Source organism: Mycobacterium innocens, assembly GCF_900566055.1.
Taxonomy (GTDB): Bacteria; Actinomycetota; Actinomycetes; order Mycobacteriales; family Mycobacteriaceae; genus Mycobacterium; species Mycobacterium innocens.
This window is the reverse complement of the sequence record NZ_UPHQ01000052.1, coordinates 1-21,223: the sequence shown is the minus strand read 5'-3', so window position 1 is coordinate 21,223 and position 21,223 is coordinate 1. Positions and strand designations below refer to the sequence as shown.

The window sequence follows — 21,223 nt, the reverse complement described above, 5'->3', positions numbered from 1 at the left end:
CGCCACGCCGAAGCGGCCGAGAAGGCCACAACAGTCAAGGGGCTGTGACGCAATGGATTACGCATTCTTGCCGCCGGAGATCAACTCTGCGCGAATCTACAGTGGCCCGGGACCGGGCTCGTTACTGGCTGCTGCAGGAAGCTGGGATACGGTAGCCACCCGAATTGACGTCCGCGGCCGCGGGCTACGGCTCGGTGATCTCATCCCTGACCGCGATGTACTGGTGGGGTCCGGCGTCGGTGTCCATGCTGGCAACGGCTGGTCCTTTTGTGGAGTGGCTGGAAACCACTGCCGCGCAAGCGAAGGAGTCCGCCGATCAGACCAGAGCCGCAGCGGCCGCGTTCGAGCAGGCCCATGCGATGACAGTTCCCCCCGCGGTGGTCGCGGCCCACCGCACCCAGCTGAAAGCGCTGATCGCATCGAACTTCTTCGGGCAGAACACTGCGGCGATCGCGGCTACCGAGGCGCAATACGCGGAAATGTGGGCCCAGGACGCCGCCGCCATGTACGGCTACGCGAGCAACTCGGCCGCCGCCACGGCGCTGACACCGTTTTCCTCCCCTGAGCTGAGCGTCAACCCGGCCGGGGTGCTCGCCCAGAGCGCCGCAGTCAGCCAAGCCGCCGGCGGCTTCGCCGGAAACACCGCGACCGTGTTGTCGTGGTTGGCTTCCCTGGCGCCCGAGGCCCTGCAGGCGGTCCAGGATTGGCCGAATATTCTGCCCGAAGACTTCACCATTCTTGACGCCATATTCGCGGTCTATGCAACCGTGGGCGTGTCACAGGATGTCGAGTCGTTCGCCGCCGGAATCATCGGGGCCGAGGACAACCTGGGCCTGTTTGGCACCACCGAAAATCCAGCGGAGTTGCTGCCGGCCGGCCTCTCCCCGGTCTTCTCAGCGGCCGAAAGCAGTTCTGGCGCAGGGCTTTCCAACGTGGTAACCGCGAGCATGAGCCAGGCGGGCTCGATCGGCCCGTTGTCCGTGCCACCGTCCTGGACCGCGCCGTCGTCGACCGGCCCCGCAACGGCATTGGCGGGCACCGGCTTGACCACCATCCCGGGGACCGAGGCACCCGATCACGGCGTGCCGGGGGTGCCCGGCATGCCGGCGGGCGCGCTGAAGCGAACCTCGAGCCTCGTGCCCCGCTACGGGGTCCGGCTCACCGTGATGTCGCGCCCACCGGCGGCCGGGTGATCACCGGCCACAACCCTTCGTCGACTCCGGTAACCGGCCGCGGTGTCGCTACCGGGATACCCGCGCCCGACCATTCCAGCGATCGGGCAAATCGCGAACGGCGAGCAGCCCCGGCAAACTTCCTTTCTCTCTGGTCCATCTGGCAAATTCACTGCGAATTCATGTAGCCGTCGCCTAATATTCACTCCAACCGGCGTACGCGGTCGGCTGTGGCTTGCCAGTTTTAGGGCATTCCGGAATCGAAGGTCACCCAACATGCCCTGTGCGAATGGCCCACCAGCGACCCAACTCCCACGACGCCACCTGAAACACGACGCCACCTGAAAAGAGCCCGAAAGGTCCTGGGCCGCAATCTCACTGACCCGGTGCGCTGTTAGTCCCGGATTTCGGACCGACGGCGACAACCTGTCTTCCACGACACCGCCAACGCGGCACCTACCGACGATGGCACCGAACCGATCGCGGGCACGCCCCACCGTACGAACTACCTAAGGAGCTGTGACACAATGGATTTCGCAATATTGCCACCGGAAATCAACTCCGGCCGGATGTACACCGGTCCCGGCCCGGGTTCGCTGCTGGCCGCGGCGGGCAGCTGGGACACGCTGGCCGCCGAGCTGGACACCACCGCCCAGACATATGAATCGGTGGTGTCCGGCCTGACCGCTTTGGAATGGTACGGCCCCGCATCGGAGTCGATGGCCGCAAAGGTCGCCCCGTATGTGGGTTGGCTCTACACGACGGCGACCCAGACAAAGCAGACGGCCATGCAGGCCAGGGCCGCGGCGGCGGCCTTCGATCAAGCGTTTGCGATGACTGTGCCACCGCCGGCGATCGCGGCCAACCGCATCCAGCTGATGGCGTTGATCGCCACCAACTTCTTCGGTCAGAACACGGCGGCGATCGCGGCCACCGAGGCGCAGTACGCCGAGATGTGGGCCCAGGACGCGGCGACGATGTTCGGCTACGCCACCAGCTCGACGGCGGCGGCGCAACTGGCGCCGTTCTCCTCGCCGTCGCAGATCACCAACCCGGCCGGGCTCAGCGCCCAGAGCACCGCGGTCGCCCAAGCCAACGCCAGCGCGGCCGCCACCGACCCGGTGTCGCAGCTGATCTCCGCGGTATCCCAATCACTGCAAGCATTTCAGGCACTACAGACCACCCTTGTCCCGGAAGACTTCGTCATCCTCGATGGCATCTTTGCTGTGTACGCGACGTTCAGCGCGATGTCAAACGTCGAGTCGGTGGTCAACGGCGTCATCGGAGATGAAGCCGCATTGGCTCCGGCGTTGACCAGCGCAACGGAGACCCTGCCGGCCGAGGCCGGTTCGGTGCTCGCGGCGGCGCAACAGCCGACCGGCGCCGGAATGGGATTGGGTAGCAACGCGGTGCTTGCGAGTGCGGGCCGGGCGGGCTCGATCGGACAACTATCCGTGCCGGCGAGCTGGGCCGCCCCGGCCACCCGGACTGTCTCGGCATTGTCGCCCGCGGGCCTGACGACGATACCGGGCACCGAGGAGGTTGGGGCAGGCGCGCCGGGCGTTCCGGGAATGGCCGTGCCGGCGCCGTCGCGTGCCTCCGGCGTGCTGCCCCGCTACGGGGTGCGGCTCACGGTCATGGCACACCCACCGGCGGCCGGGTGACTCGATTAGTCGGACCGCGACCCGGGTGGCGGCTCGGCCGGTGCGAAGTTCCAATTGTCAGGATTCTTTGGCGAATACACGACCGGAAGCACCTGTCCGGTGACCGGCCATTGGCTGACGTCGACCGCCATCCGCCGATAGACACTGTGCTCGTTGACGGTTGGGCCGTTGAGGACGCCCGAGATGGTGACGAACTGCTCACCGATCGCGTCCGGCCGGGGACTGACGCCGGTCACCAACAGCGTGCCGCTCGCCAGGGCACCGCGCGGACCCGGCGGAAAGAACCGCGGAGCAAGAAACACCACCAGGACCGCAACCAAAATGAGCAGCACACCCAATTCCCATCCCACGCCGCCATGGTAGGACTGCTGGCGTGAGTCAGCAGGATCTACTTCTTGCGTTGGCGCTCGCCGACCGTGCGGACGCGGTGACGCGCGCCCGGTTCGGCGCGCTCGACCTGCACGTCGACACCAAGCCGGACCTGACACCGGTGACCGACGCCGACCGAGCGGTTGAAGCCGACATCCGTGCCGCACTCGCCCGGGAACGTCCGGGTGACAGCATCCTCGGCGAAGAGTTCGGCGGAACCGCTACTTTCAGCGGACGGCAATGGATCGTCGACCCGATCGACGGCACCAAGAACTTCGTGCGCGGGGTGCCGGTGTGGGCCAGTTTGATCGCCTTGCTCGACGACGGCGTTCCGTCCGTCGGGGTGGTGAGCGCGCCCGCGTTGCAACGACGGTGGTGGGCCGCGCACGGCCAAGGTGCGTTTGCCTCAGTTGACGGCACACAACCGCGCCGGCTGTCGGTTTCCTCAGTGCCGGAACTGGATTCGGCGAGCTTGTCGTTCTCGAGCCTCTCGGGCTGGGCACAGCTCGGCGTGCGAGACCGTTTCATCGAGCTGACCGATGCGGTGTGGCGGGTGCGCGCCTACGGCGACTTCCTGTCTTACTGCCTCGTGGCCGAGGGGGCCGTCGATATCGCCGCCGAACCGGAGGTGTCGGTGTGGGATCTGGCTGCGCTGGACATCCTGGTACGCGAGGCGGGCGGCCAACTCACCAGCTTGGACGGCACCCCCGGGCCGCACGGCGGCAGCGCGGTGGCGACCAACGGCCTACTGCACCAGGGGGTTCTGGCCAGGCTCCACGCGGCGTAGCCTGGCGTCTGAGAATGACATGACTCCCGTTGCTTCGCCGGACGACCCGTTCACCATCCCGACCAGACACTGGCACCGCCTCGACGACGGCCGGATTCAGTGCGACGTATGCCCGCGCGCCTGCAAGCTGCACGAGGGGCAGCGCGGGCTCTGCTTCGTCCGCCTCCGACGTGCCGACCGGATTGTGCTGACCAGCTATGGACGCTCCAGCGGGTTCTGCGTCGATCCGATCGAGAAGAAGCCGCTCAACCATTTCTTACCCGGGTCGGCCGTGCTGTCGTTCGGCACCGCGGGGTGCAACCTGGCTTGCAAGTTCTGCCAAAACTGGGACATCTCCAAGTCGCGGGAAACCGACACCCTTGCCAGCCGCGCCGGTCCCGGCGACATCGCTCGTGCTGCCGACGAATTGGGTTGTCGCAGTGTGGCATTCACTTACAATGATCCGACGATCTTCTGGGAATACGCCGCCGATGTCGCCGACGCCTGCCACCAACGGGGTATCAAAGCGATCGCGGTGACGGCCGGGTACATGTGTCCGGCCCCGCGCGCGGAGTTCTACCGGCATATCGACGCCGCCAATGTCGATCTGAAGGCGTTCACCGAAGACTTCTACCGCAAGGTCTGCGTCGGCCACCTGCGCGACGTGCTCGACACCCTCGTTTACCTACGCCATGAGACGAACGTGTGGCTCGAGATCACCACCCTGCTGATCCCGGGCCGCAACGACACCGATGCGGAGCTCGCCGCCGAATGCGCATGGATTCGCGAAAACCTGGGCGTCGACGTGCCGGTGCATTTCACCGCATTTCATCCCGACTACAAGATGACCGACACGCCGCCGACGCCGCCGGCCACACTGACGCGGGCCCGTCGGATCGGCATCGAGGAAGGCCTGCGGTTCGTCTACACCGGAAACGTCCACGACACCGAAGGCGGCACCACATGCTGCCCGGGGTGCGGGACTGCGGTGGTGGTTCGCGACTGGTATGCGATGCGGCGTTACGCGCTGACCGATGACGGCTGCTGCCGAGCGTGTGGCCGTCAGTTGGCCGGTGTGTACGACGGCCCCGCGGGAGGTTGGGGCCGGCGCCGGCTTCCGCTGCCCACCAGCCTGTCAACGGTGTGAATTAACTAACACCGACCCCATTTATCTTACTCGGGAGTAAGATAGGGTTATCGCATCGCCCCAACGACAGAGGCAAGCTGACATGACCAACACACTTCCTGCTGCTGAACCCGCTTCCGGCTCGTCGGCTCAGCGCTCCCGATCGCGCCTGCCCCGCCGCGGCCGCCAAACCGCAATCGGGATGCAGCCGCACAAACGGAGCGGCATCGACGTCGCGCTGGCCATCCTGACACCCATCGTCGGTCAGGAATTCCTGGACAAGTACCACCTGCGCGATCCGCTGAACCGGACGTTGCGCTACGGCACCAAGACGATCTTCTCCACCTCCGGGGCCGCAACCCGGCAGTTCCGGCGGGTGCAGGGCCTCCGCGGCGGCCCCACCCGGCTCAAGGCCAGCGGCAAAGACTATTTCGACCTCACACCCGACGACGACCAGAAGATGATCGTCGAGACCGTGGACGAGTTAGCCGCAGAAATTCTGCGACCCGCCGCACACGACGCCGACGAAGCCGCGACCTACCCGGTCGAACTCATCGCCAAAGCCGCCGAACTCGGCATCACCGCAATCAACATTCCCGAGGACTTCGACGGCATCGCCGAGCACCGCTCCAGCGTGACCAACGTGCTGGTGGCCGAGGCATTGGCGTACGGCGACATGGGGCTGGCACTGCCGATCCTGGCCCCCGGCGGTGTGGCGGCAGCGCTGACCCATTGGGGCAGCGCCGACCAGCAGGCCACCTACCTGGCCGAGTTCGCCGGCGAGAACGTTCCGCAGGCGTGTGTGGCCATCGCCGAACCGCAACCGCTGTTCGACCCCACCCGGCTCAAGGCCACCGCCATCCGCACCCCGTCCGGCTACCGGCTGGACGGCGTCAAGTCGTTGGTCCCGGCCGCTGCCGCCGCCGAGCTGTTCATCGTCGCCGCACAGCTGGACGGCAAACCGGCGTTGTTCATCGTCGAGTCGTCGGCCAAGGGGCTGACCGTCAAACCGGACCCGAGTATGGGCATCCGCGCCGCGGGCCTGGGCCAGGTCGAGCTCACCGGGGTCTCCGTCCCGCTGAGCGCGCGCCTGGGTGAAGACCAGGCGACCGACGGCGACTACTCGGAAGCGATCGCGCTGGCCCGGCTCGGCTGGGCGGCGCTGGCGGTCGGCACCTCACATGCGGTACTCGACTACGTCGTCCCTTACGTGAAAGAACGCCAGGCCTTCGGCGAACCGATCGCGCACCGGCAGGCCGTCGCGTTCATGTGTGCCAACATCGCCATCGAGTTGGACGGCCTGCGGCTGATCACCTGGCGCGGGGCGTCCCGCGCCGAGCAGGGACTGCCCTTCGCCCGGGAGGCCGCGCTGGCCAAGCGGCTCGGCGCCGACAAGGGGATGCAAATCGGCCTCGACGGCGTCCAGCTGCTGGGCGGCCACGGTTACACCAAGGAGCACCCGGTCGAACGCTGGTACCGCGACCTGCGGGCCATCGGCGTCGCCGAGGGTGTCGTCGTTATCTGAGTCGTTATCGGATCCGAGCTGAAAGTCTAACGATGGCAATCAATCTGGAACTACCTCGCAAACTGCAGAACGTGATGACCATGACGCATCGGGGTGCCGCCGAAATCATGCGGCCGGTCTCGCGCAAATACGATCTGAAAGAGCATGCGTACCCGGTCGAACTGGATACCATGATGAGCCTGTTCGAGGGTGTCGCGGACGCCAAATCGGTGGCCTTCGCCGGAGCCGACGCGCTCGGCGACACCGAATCGACCACAGACAACCACAACGGCGCCAACATGGCCGCACTGCTGCAGACGCTGGAGGCCTGCTGGGGGGACGTCGCGCTGATGCTGACAGTTCCCTACCAGGGGCTGGGTAACGCGGCCATCTCCGCGGTCGCCACCGAAGAGCAACTCGAGCGGCTGGGCAAGGTTTGGGCGGCGATGGCCATCACCGAACCGGGATTCGGATCGGATTCGGCTGCCGTGTCGACGACCGCCACCCTGGACGGCGACGAGTATGTGATCAACGGCGAAAAGATATTCGTCACGGCCGGATCGCGCGCCACCCACATCGTGGTGTGGGCCACCCTGGACAAGTCCAAGGGCCGCGCAGCGATCAAGTCGTTCATCGTGCCGCGTGAGCACCCGGGTGTCACGGTCGAACGTCTCGAACACAAACTCGGTATCAAGGGATCGGATACCGCTGCAATTCGATTTGATAACGCGCGCATTCCCCGGGGCAACCTGCTGGGCAACCCCGAAATCCAAGAGGGCAAAGGCTTTTCCGGGGTGATGGAGACCTTCGACAACACCCGGCCGATCGTTGCCGCCATGGCCATCGGGGTCGGCCGCGCAGCGTTGGAGGAGATCCGCAAGATTCTCACCAATGCCGGGGTCGAGATCGACTACGACAAACCCGCGCATGTCCAGAGCTCCGCCGCGGCCGAGTTCCTGCGGATGGAGGCCGAATGGGAGGCCAGTTACCTGTTGGCGCTGCGCGCCGCCTGGCAGGCCGACAACAACATTCCCAACTCCAAAGAAGCCTCGATGAGTAAGGCCAAGGCCGGCCGGATGGCCAGCGACGTGACGCTGAAGAGCGTCGAATTAGCCGGCACCACAGGCTATTCCGAACAAACGCTGCTGGAGAAGTGGGCCCGCGACTCCAAGATCCTGGACATTTTCGAGGGGACCCAGCAGATCCAGCAACTGGTGGTCGCCCGTCGGCTGTTGGGTCTGTCGTCGGCCGAGCTCAAGTAAGGCTCGCGAGCAGACGCAAAAGCCCCCGCACGCTCGGCGTGTCGGGGGCTTTTGCGACTGCTCGCGCCGAGCGCCGCAGCTACGGCGCACCGGTCAGGTCGAGGGTCAATCCAGCCGGTGCGGTTAGCGTCGAACGCTATGGACACGTTTCAAGCGCTGGTGGCACGCCAAGACGAGGACCGGATCAGCACGGCGGTGGAGACGCTGACAACGGCCGACCTGCCGCCCGGTGAAGTGACCATCCGGGTGCTCTATTCGAGCGTCAACTTCAAAGACGCGCTCGCGCTGACGCCGGGCGGCGGTGTGGTGCGCAAGTACCCCGTCATACCGGGTATCGACCTGACCGGCGAAGTCGTGGACTCGCAGTCGCCCGAGTTCGCCGTAGGCGACATGGTGCTGGCCCACGGCTATCAGATCGGGACGGGCCACCACGGTGGCTACGCCGAATATGCCCGGCTGCCAGCCGATCAGGTGGTACCAATGGGCGCGTTGAGTCCGCACGACGGCGCGGCGATCGGCACCGCCGGCTTCACCGCAGCGATGAGCGTGCAGGCGCTGATCGATTGGGGTATCGCACCAGACGCCGGGTCCGTCGTCGTCACCGGCGCCTCCGGTGGCGTCGGCACGGTCAGCGTCGACCTGCTGGCGGACGCAGGCTATCGAGTGGTGGCCTCGACCGGCAAACCCCAGGCCGCCGAACTACTGAAAATGCTTGGCGCCAGCGAGATTATCGGCCGGCTTCCCACCGACCCGAAAGCCAAACCGCGGCCATTGGCCACCGCGCGCTGGGCGGCCGCGGTGGACTGCGTGGGCGGCGCGACACTGGCCGATGTGTTGAGCGCAGTCGACTACGGCGGGGCGGTCGCCGCCAGCGGCCTCACCGGCGGGCCAGCCCTGCATACCACCGTGATGCCGTTCATCCTGCGCGGCATCGCCCTGCTGGGAATGGAATCGGTGCAGATGGCGATCGGTCCGCGCCGCAACCTTTGGGCACGCCTAGGCGATTCGCTACGGCCACGCCATCTAGCCGACATCACCACCGAGGTCGACGTCAAGAATGTCGTCGAGGTGGTCGACCAAGTCCGGGCTGGCGCGTTCACGGGGCGGGCTGTGGTGCGGGTAGCCGGCGGGTTCTAGATTGGGGCCGGGGACTGACGGGGATTGACGGGGCTTCACCAAGGAGGTGGCATGCGCGCGGCACGGGTGACTCGGCTAGACGGTCCGGACTCGGTCGAGGTGGGAGAGGTCGACGAACCCGCCGGCGACGGTGTGGTGGTCGATGTATACGCCGCCGGCGTGGCGTTTCCCGACGCGCTGCTCACCCGCGGCCGCTACCAGTACCGGCCCGAGCCGCCGTTCGTGCTCGGAGCCGAAATCGCCGGGGTGGTCCGCACCGCACCCGAGGATGCGCACGTGCGGGCCGGCGACCGGGTCGTCGGCCTGACGATGCTCACCGGCGGCATGGCCGAGGTCGCGGTGCTCTCCCCCGACCGGGTCTTCAAACTGCCCGACAACGTGAGCTTCGAGGCGGGAGCCGGCTTGCTGTTCAACGACCTGACGGTGTACTTCGCCCTCAGTGTCCGTGGCCGGTTGCAGCGCGGCGAAACGGTACTCGTGCACGGTGCGGCCGGCGGCATCGGCACGTCGGCGTTACGGCTGGCACCGGTGCTCGGGGCGTCGCGCACCATCGCGGTGGTCAGCACCGAGGAAAAGGCGGCGATCGCGACGGCGGCCGGAGCCACCGATGTGGTGCTGGTCGAGGGGTTCAAAGACGCGGTCAAGACGCTGACGGACAGTCGCGGCGTGGACGTTGTGGTCGACCCGGTAGGCGGCGACCGGTTCACCGATTCACTGCGCTCACTCGCCCCGGCGGGACGCCTGCTGGTCATCGGCTTCACCGGCGGTGAGATACCCACGGTGAAGGTGAACCGGCTGTTGCTCAACAACATTGACGTGGTCGGTGTTGGCTGGGGCGCCTGGGCCGGAAAGCACCCCGGCGCGCTGTCCGAGCAGTGGGCCGCACTCGTACGACTGCTCAGTTCTGGCGAGCTACCTCCTCCCGAGCCCGAGATCTACCCGCTGGAGCAGGCCGCCGCCGCGGTGGCGTCGCTGGAAAATCGCACCGCCAAAGGCAAAGTCGTCCTGCGCGTCCGCGATTAGCGAGCACGCTCGCGCAGCCGGTCAGACCAGCGACGCGAAATCGCCGGCAATTGACCGCGCCGCGCCAATAGTAAGCATACGCGAGGAAGAAGCTCAGGAAGGTGAGCAGTCCCGTGTCGGCGGCAATCGGATAGCCCACCGCGTTGATGATCCCTGCAGGGTCGCCGTGCAGCGCTTGCCTGACTCCGTCGAGGAAGAGGTTGACGTCATAGGACGGGAGAGAAACGAGGATGGCGCTCAAGGTATCTGCGGTCGGAAGCAGGGTCGCGTAAGCCGACGAGATCGCGCTCGTGACGGCGTTGGTGAGGTTGGTGTTCCCGTCTGCAGGCCCTGGACGATGCCGTCGATCGAGGGTGCCGGGACGATGGGCGGGGTCAAGCCGCTCAGCGCCAAGGGATTTGGTGCTAGGGTTCCTGTCGGGACATGCCACGCGCTGAGATCTGATGCCGCTGCGCCGATCCCCTGCTGGGTCCCACTGATCAAATCGGCAACGACAACCCCCGGGCTGACGTCCGGGAACAGCCCGAACGGGGTCGGGACATTGGCCGGCCCGGTCGAATAGCCGTAATCGGGATTGCCGTAGCCCAGGTTAACGATCACCTTCAAGTCGGCTTGAATCAGATCGGCGATCGTATTTCCCAGCGGCAGCGCACGCAAGGGCTCCAGCAACGGCAGATCCTGGGTGGGAATCATGTAGTAGGTGGTCATCGTCGGTCCCTGCGTCGGCAGTTGCACAGCCGTAGCGACCTGTGCCGAGGTGAGCACCGGATACTGGGGGTGCACATACAACGCGCCGAGCATGGCGTTGGCGTCGGCCACGATATTGAGCGGGTACTGCGGGAAGTCGGCGAATCCGTCGTATTCGATCGTGTAGATGACGGTCGGGTAGTCATTGGCCGGTGTCGAGCCCGGGAACGACTTGCCCATGCTCGCCAACGTTCGTCCGTCGAAGCGGGAATACCGGCCACCGTTGGGATTCATCGGATCACCGACCAGTGAGAAGCTCACCGAACTCGTCGGTACGGCATCGGCTTTGAGGTTCGCCACTTCCAGTGACGCAATTCCGGCGCCCTGCGAGAAGCCCTGAACGACAACGTTGTTCCCGGCGGACAGCTGCGCGTGGATAGCGGTGTCCAGAATCGTGACGCCTTGGGCCCACGACGCGTCCTCGGTCAACGTCTTGACGCCGGTGATCCAATATGACTGCGCATGCGTGTACAGGGATTGCGCGTTGGCCGTGGTAAAGCCCGGGAAAGTGGGAGTGACGTAGTCGGCCACCACGGTGTTCACATAGCTTTGCGACGGAAGCGGATAGCCGCTGCCGCCGATCACCAACGTGACATCGGTGGCCGCCGCGACGCCATCGCTGCGGCCGCCGCGCCCTGCCATGCCGACCCGCTACCCCCCGCTAACCCCGAAATCACCGACGACACCGCATTTGCGCTGGCGGCCAGATCTTCGCTCAGCTCCGCCCATGCCGTCGCCGCAACCAGCAGGGGCCCAGGTCCGGGGCCACCGAGAATCCGGGCAGAGTTCACCTCCGGCGGCAACATCAAGAATTCCATCACACCCACCTGACCGTCAGAACGTCAATGCGCGTAGACAACTGCGAGTACCGTCACCGAGGTTGTCATCGCGAGTTGCCGTTTTAGCCAACTTTGGTTGACATCAATCGGGGTCGAAGTCAGCTCGGGTCAACGGTGTTGGACAACGGGGCATCGGACATCATGGCACCGGCCGATTATTCGGTCCGTTGAGATGGTGGCGCGCCCCCGCACGGGCGCAGAGCCGCCAGACTGTTCGGTGCCAGGCCCTTGCGTCCGTAGAAAAGAAAAGTAATATCACTTTCAGTTTTATGTCGCCGAACTTCCCCTGACTTGCCCGACCCCTGGAGCCGACGTATGGAATCCTTCGTTCACCTGCGTAAGGGCCGGACACCGCGGCGCCTGCATGCCGATCTCGACGGGCTCAAGGACGACGAACTGGGCCGCGGCGGCTTCACCGGCCGGACCGCCAACATCTACCGCCGCCACGACCCCACCGCATACCGGGCAGTCGGCCCACTGCGGCCCGTGGACGTGCTGGCCAGCGAGCTCAAACCCAGCGACGCCACCGATACCAACGGCGGTCCGCTGCTGATGTTCCACAACACCGACTGCCGGATTCTGCTGAGCCGCCGCCACCAGCCCATGCCGTTCTACACTCGCCACGTCGACGGCGACTTGCTGTGCTTCGTCCACCGGGGCAGCGGCACGGCCGAAACCGAGTTCGGCCCGTTGCGTTACCGGGAGGGTGACTGGGTCTATATCCCCAAGGCCTGCACCTGGCGCCAGATACCGGACAGCGAAACGACCCTGCTGATGGTCGAGGCCACCGACGAGTTTCGGGTGCCGCCGCCGGGCGCGCTGGGCCGGCACTTCCCGTTCGACCCGTCGCAGGCCACCATCCCGGAGCCGGGCCCGATCGACGACGATGGCCGTGACGAATACGAGGTGCGGCTGATCCACCGGCCTTTTCCGGAAGGAGGCCCGACAAGCCTCTACTACCAACACAATCCGATCGACGTCGAAGGCTGGCGCGGCGACAACTTCCCGTTCACCTTCAACATCGCCGACTACAACGTGATCACCTCCGACAGCGTCCACCTGCCGCCGACGGTGCACCTGTTCATGCAGGCCACCGGGGTCTACGTGATGAACTTTCTGCCCAAACCCGCCGAGGGCGTCCGCGGCACCGAGCGCACACCCTGGTATCACCGCAACGTCGACTACGACGAGATCGCCTTCTTCCACGGCGGTTCGCTGTACGGCATTCCGATGCCACCGGGGCTGATCTCCCATGCGCCCCAAGGGGTTCACCACGGCGCACCCGAAAAGGCACGGGAACGGGCGCGCCGCAAGTTCCACGAATATTCGACGGTCGACTGGCAGGTGGTCGCCATCGATACCCGCCGGCGACTCACCCCGTGCGCCGAGGTGCTGGATCACGACCTGGGACAGCACTGACCATGACGACCCGTCACGAATACGACAGAATCCCCTACCTCGTTGCCTTCCAGAACAATTCCGGTGTCCGCGACGTCTATGGCGGCCTGGCCGAGATCACCGTGCTGGAGAGCTACCTGCTGCGGCCCACGGATAAGCCGTCGGACACCGTGCTGGTGTTCATGCACCCCATCGGCGGCGGCGCCTATCTGCCGATGATCAACGCGCTGACCCGAGCCGGTCACCACGTCATCTACTGCAACAGCCGGTTCCGCGGCACCGACTCGGCGCTGCTGATGGAGAAGGTGGTCGAGGACCTCGGCGAGTGCATCAAGGACGCGAAAACGCGGCTGGGCTACACCAAGGTAGTGCTGGCCGGATGGAGCGGCGGCGGTTCGCTGTCGATGTTCTACCAGCAGCAGGCTCAGCACCCGACCGTCACGTCCAGCCCGTCCGGCGACGGGCCTGACCTGACCCGGCTCGGGCTTCCCGCCGCCGACGGCATCATGCTGCTGGCCGCGCACATCAGCCGCCACGGCACGCTCACCGAATGGCTCGACGCGTCGATCCTCGACGAAACCGACCCCACCAAGCGCGATCCCGAACTGGACCTTTACAGCCCGGATAACCCCAACCAGCCGCCCTACACCCAGGAATTCCTGGCGCGATACCGGCAGGCTCAGATCGACCGCAACCGCCGTATCACTGCGTGGGTCAAGGACACGCTGGCCGAACTGGCGGCCCGGGGCCGTCCCGATGATGAGTTGTGCTTCGTCGTACACGGCACCATGGCCGACCCGAGGTGGCTGGATCCGACCGTCGATCCCAACGAACGAACGCCTGGCACCTGCTATCTGGGTGATCCGCAGGTGGTGAACATGAGCCCGGTCGGGTTGGCCCGATTCTGCTCGTTACGCAGCTGGCTGTCGCAGTGGAGTTACGACGATGCCCGCGGCGACGGCATGGCATGCGCGCGTGATCTCACCGTTCCCGCGCTGGTGATCGGTAACCTTGCAGACGATGCCTGCACGCCCAGCCATACCCGGCGGCTCTTCGAAGCGATCGGGTACCCCGACAAGGAGATGTACGAAATCCCTGGCGCTACACACTATTACGTGGGTCCCGAGCAACGTGACAAGCTGGCACATGCCGTCGGGATCGTGACCGACTGGCTGATCCGCCACGACTTCGCGAGCACCGCATGACCGAGCCGGCCGGGAGTGCGGCACACGGGGAATCGACCCCAACCGGACCGCTGGACGGCATCCGGGTACTCGAGCTCGGCACCTTGATCGCCGGTCCCTTCGTCGGCCGGCTGCTCGGCGACATGGGCGCCGACGTCATCAAGGTGGAGCCGCCGGGCGCCGCGGATCCGTTACGCACCTGGGGCCAGGCCGAACTCAACGGGCACCGCGTCTTCTGGACCGTGCATGCCCGCAACAAGCGCGCCATCACCCTCGACCTGCGACGCCCGCGCGGCCGGGAGCTCTTTCTCGAGCTGGTCGAAAAATCCGACATCGTCGTGGAGAACTTCCGCCCGGGCACGCTGGAGAAGTGGAACCTGGGATACGACGTGCTGAGCCAACGTAACCCGGGCATCATCCTGGTCCGGGTGTCGGGCTACGGACAAACCGGGCCCGACGCACACAAAGCGGGTTACGCCTCGGTGGCCGAGGCGGCCAGCGGGCTGCGCCATCTCAACGGCTTCCCCGGCGGGCCGCCGCCCCGGCTCGCGCTCTCGCTGGGCGACACCCTGGCCGGCATGTTCGGCGCCCAGGGCGCGCTGGCCGCGCTGCATCGCCGCGGCGTCACCGGCAAGGGCCAAATGGTCGATGTCGCCCTTACCGAATCATGTTTGGCGGTACAGGAATCCACGATTCCAGATTACGACGTCGGCGGTGTGGTGCGCGGGCCGTCCGGAACCAGGCTGGAAGGCATTGCGCCGTCCAACATCTACCGCAGCGCCGACGGCTCCTGGGTGGTGATCGCGGCGAACCAGGACACCGTGTTCGCCCGCCTGTGCAAGGCAATGGGGCGTCCGGAACTGGTCACCGATGACCGATTCGCCACGCACGCGGCACGCGGACGCAACCAGGACGAGCTCGACACGATCATCGGCTCCTGGGCCGCCGAGCGGCGGCCCGGCGAGATCATCGAAACACTCTCCGCCGCAGGAGTGATCGCCGGACCGATCAATACCGTCGCGGAGGTGGTCGACGATCCACAGCTGCGGGCACGCGGCATGCTAGTCGAACACTATGACGAACGGATCGAGCGTTCCGTCCTGGGACCAGGGATCGTGCCGGTGCTCTCCGAATCACCGGGCAGGGTGCGCACCGCCGGTCCCGCGCGCCCCGGTCAGCACAACGACGACGTCTATATCGGCCTGCTGGACAAGAGCGCTCAGGACCTGGACGAGTGGCGTGCCGAAGGAGTGATATGAGTTCCCGGGTAACCATTCGTGAGGTGTCGCTGCGCGACGGACTGCAGATCGAGAAGCCAATCCCGTTGTCGGCCAAGCTGGAGTTGCTGGCCGCGGTGGCCGCCACAGGAGTGCGGGAGGTGGAGGCAACGGCGTTCGTGTCGCCGTCCAAGGTTCCGGCGATGGCCGATGCCGCCGAACTCGCGGCCGAATTACCCAACTATCCCGACATCGAGTTCTCGGCACTGGTGGCGAGTCCCAACGGCGCCAAGCGGGCGATCGCGGCCGGCCTGCGCGCGATCGAGTACGTGGTGGCGGCCAGCGACTCGTTCAGCAAGGCCAACGTCGGTCGCAGCAGCGCCGAGGCGACCGGCCAAATCGGCGAGATCCTTGCCATCGCCCGAAGCGACGAGGTGACCGTCGAGGTCATCGTTGCCACCGCATGGGATTGCCCGTTCGACGGGCCCACCCCGCCGCAGCGGGTCCTCGACATCGCCGCGGTAACCCGCGACCTGGGTGTGGACCGGTTCTCGATTGCCGACACCATCGGCACCGCCACCCCCGGCCGGGTGAGTTCGCTGATCACACAACTACGTCCGGTGATCGGCGACATTCCGCTGGGTGGTCACTTTCATAACACCCGGGGCGCGGGCCTGGCCAGTGCCTATGCGGCGGTGTGCTCGGGTGTTACCAGGCTGGATGCCTCGGTCGGCGGACTCGGTGGCTGCCCGTTTGCTCCGGGCGCCACCGGCAACATCGCCACCGAGGATCTGGTGTATCTACTGGTCGACAGCGGTTTCCAGGTCGACGTCGACTTGCCGGCTGCCATCGCAGCGGCTGAGGTTGCGAAATCGGTTGTCGGCCATGACTTGCCGGGTGCGCTGCTGCGCGCCGGCGACCGGATCCGGAACTGATGCCCGCCGGCACGCTCACCTCCAAGGGCCGCCAGACCCGGCAGGCCATCGAGCAGGCCGCGCGAAAGCTCTTCGCCGAGCGGGGATTTCATGGAGTGACCCTGGCCGACATCACCTCGGCCGCCGGCAAGTCGCCCGCGGTGTTCTACCGGTACTTCTCCGACAAGGAGGACTTGCTGGCCGCCCTGGCGGAATCGTTTCTGCACGACGTCGTCGCGCCGTCCGGCCTGAGCGTGCAGCTGCCGGATACCCCCGACGACGACACATTCTTCACCTCGGTGGTCACCGGTTACTGGAACATCTTCAAACAGAATATCGGCATCATGATCGCTGTTGCCCAACTGGCCGCTACCCAGCAGCGTTTCGCTCTCGTGCAGAACGAATTCCGGCGTTTCGGCATGGACATCGTGGCCGCCTCGGTCCGCCGCGCTCAAGAGCAGGGCTACGGCGCCGAGCTCCATCCGGAGCACACCGCGGCCGCGATCGCCCTGTTGTTCGAGAACTTCACCACCGTGTTCGTGGGCCGCTCGGGCCCCGAGAATCTGCGTCTGGACATCAGCGACGCGGATGCGATCAAAACCTTGTCGACGATCTGGAAGAAAACTCTGTACGGCGCTTAAGGAGATTAATCGTGGATTTCAGTCTGCCGGAACATCTTCCCGGTCTGCTCGCCGAAATGGACGAGTTCATCGAGTCCTGGATCAAACCGCTGGAACGCCAGCACATCCAGTATTTCGACCATCGCCGTGAGCATGCCCGCACCGATTGGGACAACGATGGCATCCCTCGACGAGAGTGGGAGGACCTGCTGGCCGAGATGCGCAGGCGCGCCGACCGGGCGGGCTGGCTGCGTTATGGCCTCCCGTCACGGTTCGGTGGCCGCGACGGGACCAACGTCGATATGGCAGTCATCCGCGAACACTTGGCGCACAAGGGGCTCGGGCTGCACAATGACTTGCAGAACGAGTCCTCCATCGTCGGCAACTTCCCGCAAGTCATCATGATGGACCGGTTCGGCACCGAAGCGCAGAAGAAGGAGTGGACCGAGGCGCTCATCACCGGCGAGCGGTCGATGGCGTTCGGCTTGACCGAACCCAATCACGGGTCGGATGCCACCTGGCTCGAGACTCGTGCCGAGCGCGCCGGGGACGGCTGGGTGATCAACGGCGCCAAGCGATTCAACACCGGCGTGCACCGCGCCACCCACGACCTGGTGTTCGCCCGAACTTCGGGCGAGCCCGGCCAGGCCCACGGCATCACCGCGTTTCTCGTCCCCACCGATGCTCCCGGCTTCACCGTTCCGTACTACTGGTGGACCCTCAACATGCCGACCGACCACGGCGAGGTGGTGTTGGACGGCGTCCGGGTGCCCGATGACGCGGTGCTCGGCGAGGTCGACCGCGGCCTCGAGGTGGGCCAGACTTTTTTGCACGAGAACCGGATTCGTCAGGCGGCCAGCAGTCTGGGCGCCGCCCAGTACTGCATTGACCGGGCCGTCGACTACGCCAACGAACGTAGGGTGTTCGGTAAGCCGCTGTCGGTGAACCAGGCCGTCCAATGGCCGCTGGTCGAGCTGCAGACCGAGGCCCAGATGGTGCGGCTGCTGGTGTATTACGCCGCCTGGCATCTGGATCGCAATCACCACATGGAAGTTTCGGACAAGGTCTCGATGGCCAACTACCGCGCCAACCGGTTGGTGTGTGAGGCCGCCGACCGGGCCATGCAAGTCTTCGGCGGAGTGGGATATAGCCGTCACGAACCGTTCGAGCACATCTACCGCCACCACCGCCGCTATCGGATCACCGAGGGCGCGGAGGAGATTCAGATCCGCCGGGTTGCGCAGCGGCTGTTCAAGTTCGGCAAGAAGTGACTCTGTTGGAGGACTTGGCCGCGCTGCTGGATCCGTTGCTGGGCGCCGAGGTGGCGATCGGAAACCTGCGGGTGCTCACCGGCGGTGCCAGCAGGACCACCTGGGCGTTCGACGCCGTCGTGGGCGCCGCGCGTCGACCGCTGATTCTGCGCATCGGCCCGCCCGACGACGTGCACGCCGGTATGGAACTCGAAGCCCGCGTCCAGGTCGCCGCGGCAGCCGCGGGCGCGCCGGTACCGCATATTCTGCTCGCCGACGATTCGCCCGCGGCACTGGGCAATCCGTTCCTGATCTGCGAAGAGGTCAAAGGGGAAACGATCGTCCGGCGCATCCAGCGCCAACTCGACACAGCCGGGAGGCAGCGGTTGTTGGGCCAGTGCGCACAGGCGCTGGCCGCGATTCACCGGGCCGACTCGAACGACCCAGGGCTTGCCCGCGAGGATGCACTTGCGCAATGGCGTGATCGGCTCGATGCGATGGGCGACACCACCGCCACCTTCGAATGGGCCTTCCGCTGGCTTGCGGCGCATCGGCCGCCGCCCTCGGCAGCGGTTCTGGTGCACGGCGACTTCCGGATGGGCAACCTGATCGTCGACGGGACCGACCTTGCGGCCGTTCTGGATTGGGAGCTGGTGCATGTCGGGGAGACGTATGAGGACTTGGCCTGGTTTTGTGTGCGGGCCTGGCGGTTCGGGGCTCCGGCCAACCTAGGCGCCGGCGGATTGGGCGGCATCGACGACTTTTTGCGCGCATACCAGGAGGCCAGCGGGGCTGCCGTCGATCCGGTGGCATTTCGTTGGTGGTTGGTACTGGCCACACTGCGTTGGGGTGTCATCTGTCGGTACCAGGCGGAACGGCACTTGAGTGGTCAGTCCCGGTCGGTCGAGTTGGCGACCATTGGGCGCCGGGTCTGCGAGAACGAATGGGATCTGCTCGAGCTGCTCGAGGGAGGTGGACGATGATCGAGCTCTACGGCCGTCCGACCGCGGCTGAACTCGTGGCCGCCGTCGCCGAATTCCTCGAAGGCGACGTACGGCCGGCGACCAGCGGACAGGTCAACTTCCATGCCCGGGTGGCGGCCAACGCCCTGCGCATCGTCGAGCGAGAATTGCTGAGTCCCAGCGACGCTGACGTCCGGGAGGCGCTGGCCGGCCTCGGCTTCCCCAATGAGGCCGACCTCGCCGCTTCGATCCGGGCCGGTGACCTGGACGGCCGCGACGACGAGGTCATTGCCTGTCTGCGCACCCTGGTACGGCATCGGTTGGCGGTCTCTCATCCCGGATACGACAGTGAATAGGCGGTTTTGACGGTACTGATTTGGCTGTCACCGGAGCGCTGGGTCAGGGCAATCACATCTTTCTCATTGGTCTCTGACCGAGCCGGTACCCGGTTTGCCCACCTTCGAGCGACAACTCAGCGACAAATCCATTGCACACCTGGATTTATCGCACAACGGCGGGCATGCTGAATTTCCGGGCAGGCGCTGACCCGGGTGACTCGACTGACTGACATCACCGGCCCGCCGTCGCCTCGACAGCCAACGGGGTTACATCCTGCCCCAAGGACCGTTGATGTCGCGGTGCGGCCGCCGCCCCGTGGACTGGATGAACTGCCCGGATCGGCGCTCGATGCATCATCTGCGTGCGTTTCGGTCGCCTCGCTGCGCCCAGGTCGGTGGGCGTGACCGGCGTGCACCGCTACCCGGTGTGCGCCGGTGGAGATGGTTAGGAGAACAATCCGCGCAAGGCCCCCAATAACAACGCAAATAACGGCGGCTGGATGTCCACGATGTTGTCGCCGGGACCTGCGATCGCAGATGCGCCGTCTGCTCTGGCGATTGCGATGTCGTTGTTGCCATTGAATGCTCGAGCCTGGGCGTTGTTGGCGACGACGATCGCGAAGTCGCGATTGCCTTCTTCGCCTGTTTCACCGCCCGCAAAGGCTGTGCTGTCACTGCCTACGACGACCGCCGCGTTGAAGTGGCCTCGTTGCGCATGGACGTCGCTGTTGTTGCCGCCGACGACCACAGCGGCGTTGGCGAAGTTGCTGCCTACGGCGTCGGCTGCGACCCCGTTGTTGCCCGGGCCCACGACGGTAGCAGCGGTGACGAAGTCGTTGTCGCCGACAGCGCTAGCCGCAACCCCACCATTGTTGGCGCCCACCACCGTGGCCGCGGTCGCGATGTTGACGCTGCCATCCGCACTGGCCTCAACCCCATTGTTGGCGTTGCCCACTACCGTGGCCGCGGTCGCGATGTTGGTGTCACCGACAGCGCTGGCCGAAATCGCCTGATTGCCATCAAAAACCGCGGTGGCCGCCGTCACCACATTGATGTCCCCATCGGCATCCGCGGTAACCCCACTATTGCCATCACCCACCGCCGTCGCCGCCGTGGCCACATTGATGCGGCCATCGGCAGTGGCCGCCACCCCGCTATTGGCATCTCCGACCACCGTGGCCGCCGTCGCCACATTGGTCTCCCCCACCGCGATCGCACTGGCAGCATCGGTCGCATTGTCATTGCCCACCACCGTGGCCGCCGTCGCAATATTGCGCACCCCCTGCGCACTGGCCAACACCCCAGCATTGCGATCCCCCACCACCGTGGCCGCCGACGCGATGTTGACGCTGCCATCCGCACTGGCCGCAACCCCATTGTTGGCGTTGCCCACTACCGTGGCCGCGGTCGCGATGTTGGTGTCACCGACAGCGCTGGCCGAAATCGCCTGATTGCCATCAAAAACCGCGGTGGCCGCCGTCACCACATTGATGTCCCCATCGGCATCCGCGGTAACCCCACTATTGCCATCACCCACCGCCGTCGCCGCCGTCGCCACATTGATGCGGCCATCGGCAGTGGCCGCCACCCCGCTATTGGCATCCCCGACCACCGTGGCCGCCGTCGCCACATTGGTCTCCCCCACCGCGATCGCACTGGCAGCATCGGTCGCATTGTCATTGCCCACCACCGTGGCCGCCGTCGCAATATTGCGCACCCCCTGCGCACTGG

Annotated in this window: 18 protein-coding genes and 2 pseudogenes; 16 read left to right on the top strand and 4 right to left on the bottom strand. The window is 65.9% G+C overall.

The window, feature by feature from the left end:
- The first annotated feature begins 52 nt into the window (after positions 1–52).
- Together EET03_RS06430 and EET03_RS06425 are read left to right on the top strand one after the other, a co-directional pair.
- Positions 53–1,193 (top strand): annotated as a pseudogene (locus tag EET03_RS06430) (PPE family protein).
- A gap of 506 nt (positions 1,194–1,699) precedes the next feature.
- On the top strand, positions 1,700–2,836 hold the full coding sequence (locus EET03_RS06425; protein ID WP_075543352.1) for a PPE family protein: 1,137 nt from the start codon (positions 1,700–1,702) through the stop codon (positions 2,834–2,836).
- Positions 2,837–2,841: 5 nt separating this feature from the next.
- On the opposite strand, the gene EET03_RS06420 is transcribed toward EET03_RS06425, so the two are convergent.
- Positions 2,842–3,186 (bottom strand): hypothetical protein, encoded by a 345-nt coding sequence (locus EET03_RS06420; RefSeq protein ID WP_075543353.1) that lies wholly within the window; start codon positions 3,184–3,186, stop codon positions 2,842–2,844.
- Between the two features lie 23 nt (positions 3,187–3,209).
- Between EET03_RS06420 and hisN the strand changes: the two genes are divergently transcribed.
- From hisN to EET03_RS06390, 6 genes are all read left to right on the top strand, one after another.
- The gene (gene hisN, locus EET03_RS06415; protein WP_075543354.1) at positions 3,210–3,992 is read left to right on the top strand and encodes a histidinol-phosphatase; all 783 of its coding nucleotides are present in this window, start codon (positions 3,210–3,212) and stop codon (positions 3,990–3,992) included.
- 19 nt (positions 3,993–4,011) lie between these two features.
- Positions 4,012–5,118, top strand: a complete 1,107-nt coding sequence (gene amrS / locus EET03_RS06410) for an AmmeMemoRadiSam system radical SAM enzyme (RefSeq protein ID WP_063470735.1) — start codon at positions 4,012–4,014, stop codon at positions 5,116–5,118.
- An 82-nt stretch (positions 5,119–5,200) separates the two neighbouring features.
- Positions 5,201–6,622, top strand: a complete 1,422-nt coding sequence (locus tag EET03_RS06405; RefSeq protein ID WP_099194023.1) for an acyl-CoA dehydrogenase family protein — start codon at positions 5,201–5,203, stop codon at positions 6,620–6,622.
- A 32-nt stretch (positions 6,623–6,654) separates the two neighbouring features.
- Positions 6,655–7,863: an acyl-CoA dehydrogenase family protein gene (locus EET03_RS06400; protein ID WP_075543357.1), complete on the top strand. Its 1,209-nt coding sequence runs from the start codon at positions 6,655–6,657 to the stop codon at positions 7,861–7,863.
- 138 nt (positions 7,864–8,001) lie between these two features.
- Positions 8,002–9,000, top strand: coding sequence for an acrylyl-CoA reductase family protein (locus EET03_RS06395; RefSeq protein WP_075543358.1), 999 nt, complete (start codon positions 8,002–8,004; stop codon positions 8,998–9,000).
- A gap of 51 nt (positions 9,001–9,051) precedes the next feature.
- Positions 9,052–10,023, top strand: a complete 972-nt coding sequence (locus tag EET03_RS06390; RefSeq protein ID WP_075543359.1) for an NADPH:quinone oxidoreductase family protein — start codon at positions 9,052–9,054, stop codon at positions 10,021–10,023.
- A 237-nt stretch (positions 10,024–10,260) separates the two neighbouring features.
- Here the strand turns inward: EET03_RS06390 and EET03_RS06385 are convergent, their stop codons facing one another.
- Together EET03_RS06385 and EET03_RS30730 are read right to left on the bottom strand one after the other, a co-directional pair.
- Positions 10,261–11,412, bottom strand: coding sequence for a PE-PPE domain-containing protein (locus tag EET03_RS06385; protein WP_208649011.1), 1,152 nt, complete (start codon positions 11,410–11,412; stop codon positions 10,261–10,263).
- Complete coding sequence (locus EET03_RS30730; protein WP_208649010.1) at positions 11,352–11,588, bottom strand: PPE domain-containing protein; 237 nt, start codon at positions 11,586–11,588, stop codon at positions 11,352–11,354. The genes EET03_RS06385 and EET03_RS30730 overlap by 61 nt, the downstream gene beginning before the upstream one ends.
- A 336-nt stretch (positions 11,589–11,924) precedes the next feature.
- On the opposite strand from EET03_RS30730, the gene EET03_RS06380 reads away from it, so the two are divergent.
- The 8 genes from EET03_RS06380 to EET03_RS06345 are packed head-to-tail and all read left to right on the top strand — an operon-like array spanning position 11,925 to position 19,510.
- Positions 11,925–13,028, top strand: a complete 1,104-nt coding sequence (locus tag EET03_RS06380) for a homogentisate 1,2-dioxygenase (RefSeq protein ID WP_075543360.1) — start codon at positions 11,925–11,927, stop codon at positions 13,026–13,028.
- 2 nt (positions 13,029–13,030) lie between these two features.
- A complete protein-coding gene (locus tag EET03_RS06375; protein ID WP_075543361.1) occupies positions 13,031–14,212 on the top strand; it encodes an alpha/beta hydrolase in 1,182 nt (393 codons plus the stop codon).
- Positions 14,209–15,450 (top strand): CaiB/BaiF CoA transferase family protein, encoded by a 1,242-nt coding sequence (locus tag EET03_RS06370; protein ID WP_075543362.1) that lies wholly within the window; start codon positions 14,209–14,211, stop codon positions 15,448–15,450. The genes EET03_RS06375 and EET03_RS06370 overlap by 4 nt, the downstream gene beginning before the upstream one ends.
- The gene (locus EET03_RS06365; RefSeq protein WP_075543363.1) at positions 15,447–16,343 is read left to right on the top strand and encodes a hydroxymethylglutaryl-CoA lyase; all 897 of its coding nucleotides are present in this window, start codon (positions 15,447–15,449) and stop codon (positions 16,341–16,343) included. The genes EET03_RS06370 and EET03_RS06365 overlap by 4 nt, the downstream gene beginning before the upstream one ends.
- Complete coding sequence (locus tag EET03_RS06360; protein ID WP_075543364.1) at positions 16,343–16,963, top strand: TetR/AcrR family transcriptional regulator; 621 nt, start codon at positions 16,343–16,345, stop codon at positions 16,961–16,963. The genes EET03_RS06365 and EET03_RS06360 overlap by 1 nt, the downstream gene beginning before the upstream one ends.
- 11 nt (positions 16,964–16,974) lie before the next feature.
- Positions 16,975–18,213 (top strand): acyl-CoA dehydrogenase family protein, encoded by a 1,239-nt coding sequence (locus tag EET03_RS06355; protein ID WP_075543365.1) that lies wholly within the window; start codon positions 16,975–16,977, stop codon positions 18,211–18,213.
- Positions 18,210–19,175 (top strand): phosphotransferase family protein, encoded by a 966-nt coding sequence (locus EET03_RS06350; protein ID WP_075543366.1) that lies wholly within the window; start codon positions 18,210–18,212, stop codon positions 19,173–19,175. Before EET03_RS06355 ends, EET03_RS06350 begins: the two co-directional genes overlap by 4 nt.
- A complete protein-coding gene (locus EET03_RS06345; RefSeq protein ID WP_075543367.1) occupies positions 19,172–19,510 on the top strand; it encodes a DUF6285 domain-containing protein in 339 nt (112 codons plus the stop codon). The genes EET03_RS06350 and EET03_RS06345 overlap by 4 nt, the downstream gene beginning before the upstream one ends.
- A gap of 427 nt (positions 19,511–19,937) precedes the next feature.
- Here the strand turns inward: EET03_RS06345 and EET03_RS30090 are convergent.
- A pseudogene (locus EET03_RS30090) lies at positions 19,938–21,223 on the bottom strand (hypothetical protein); the annotation flags it as partial.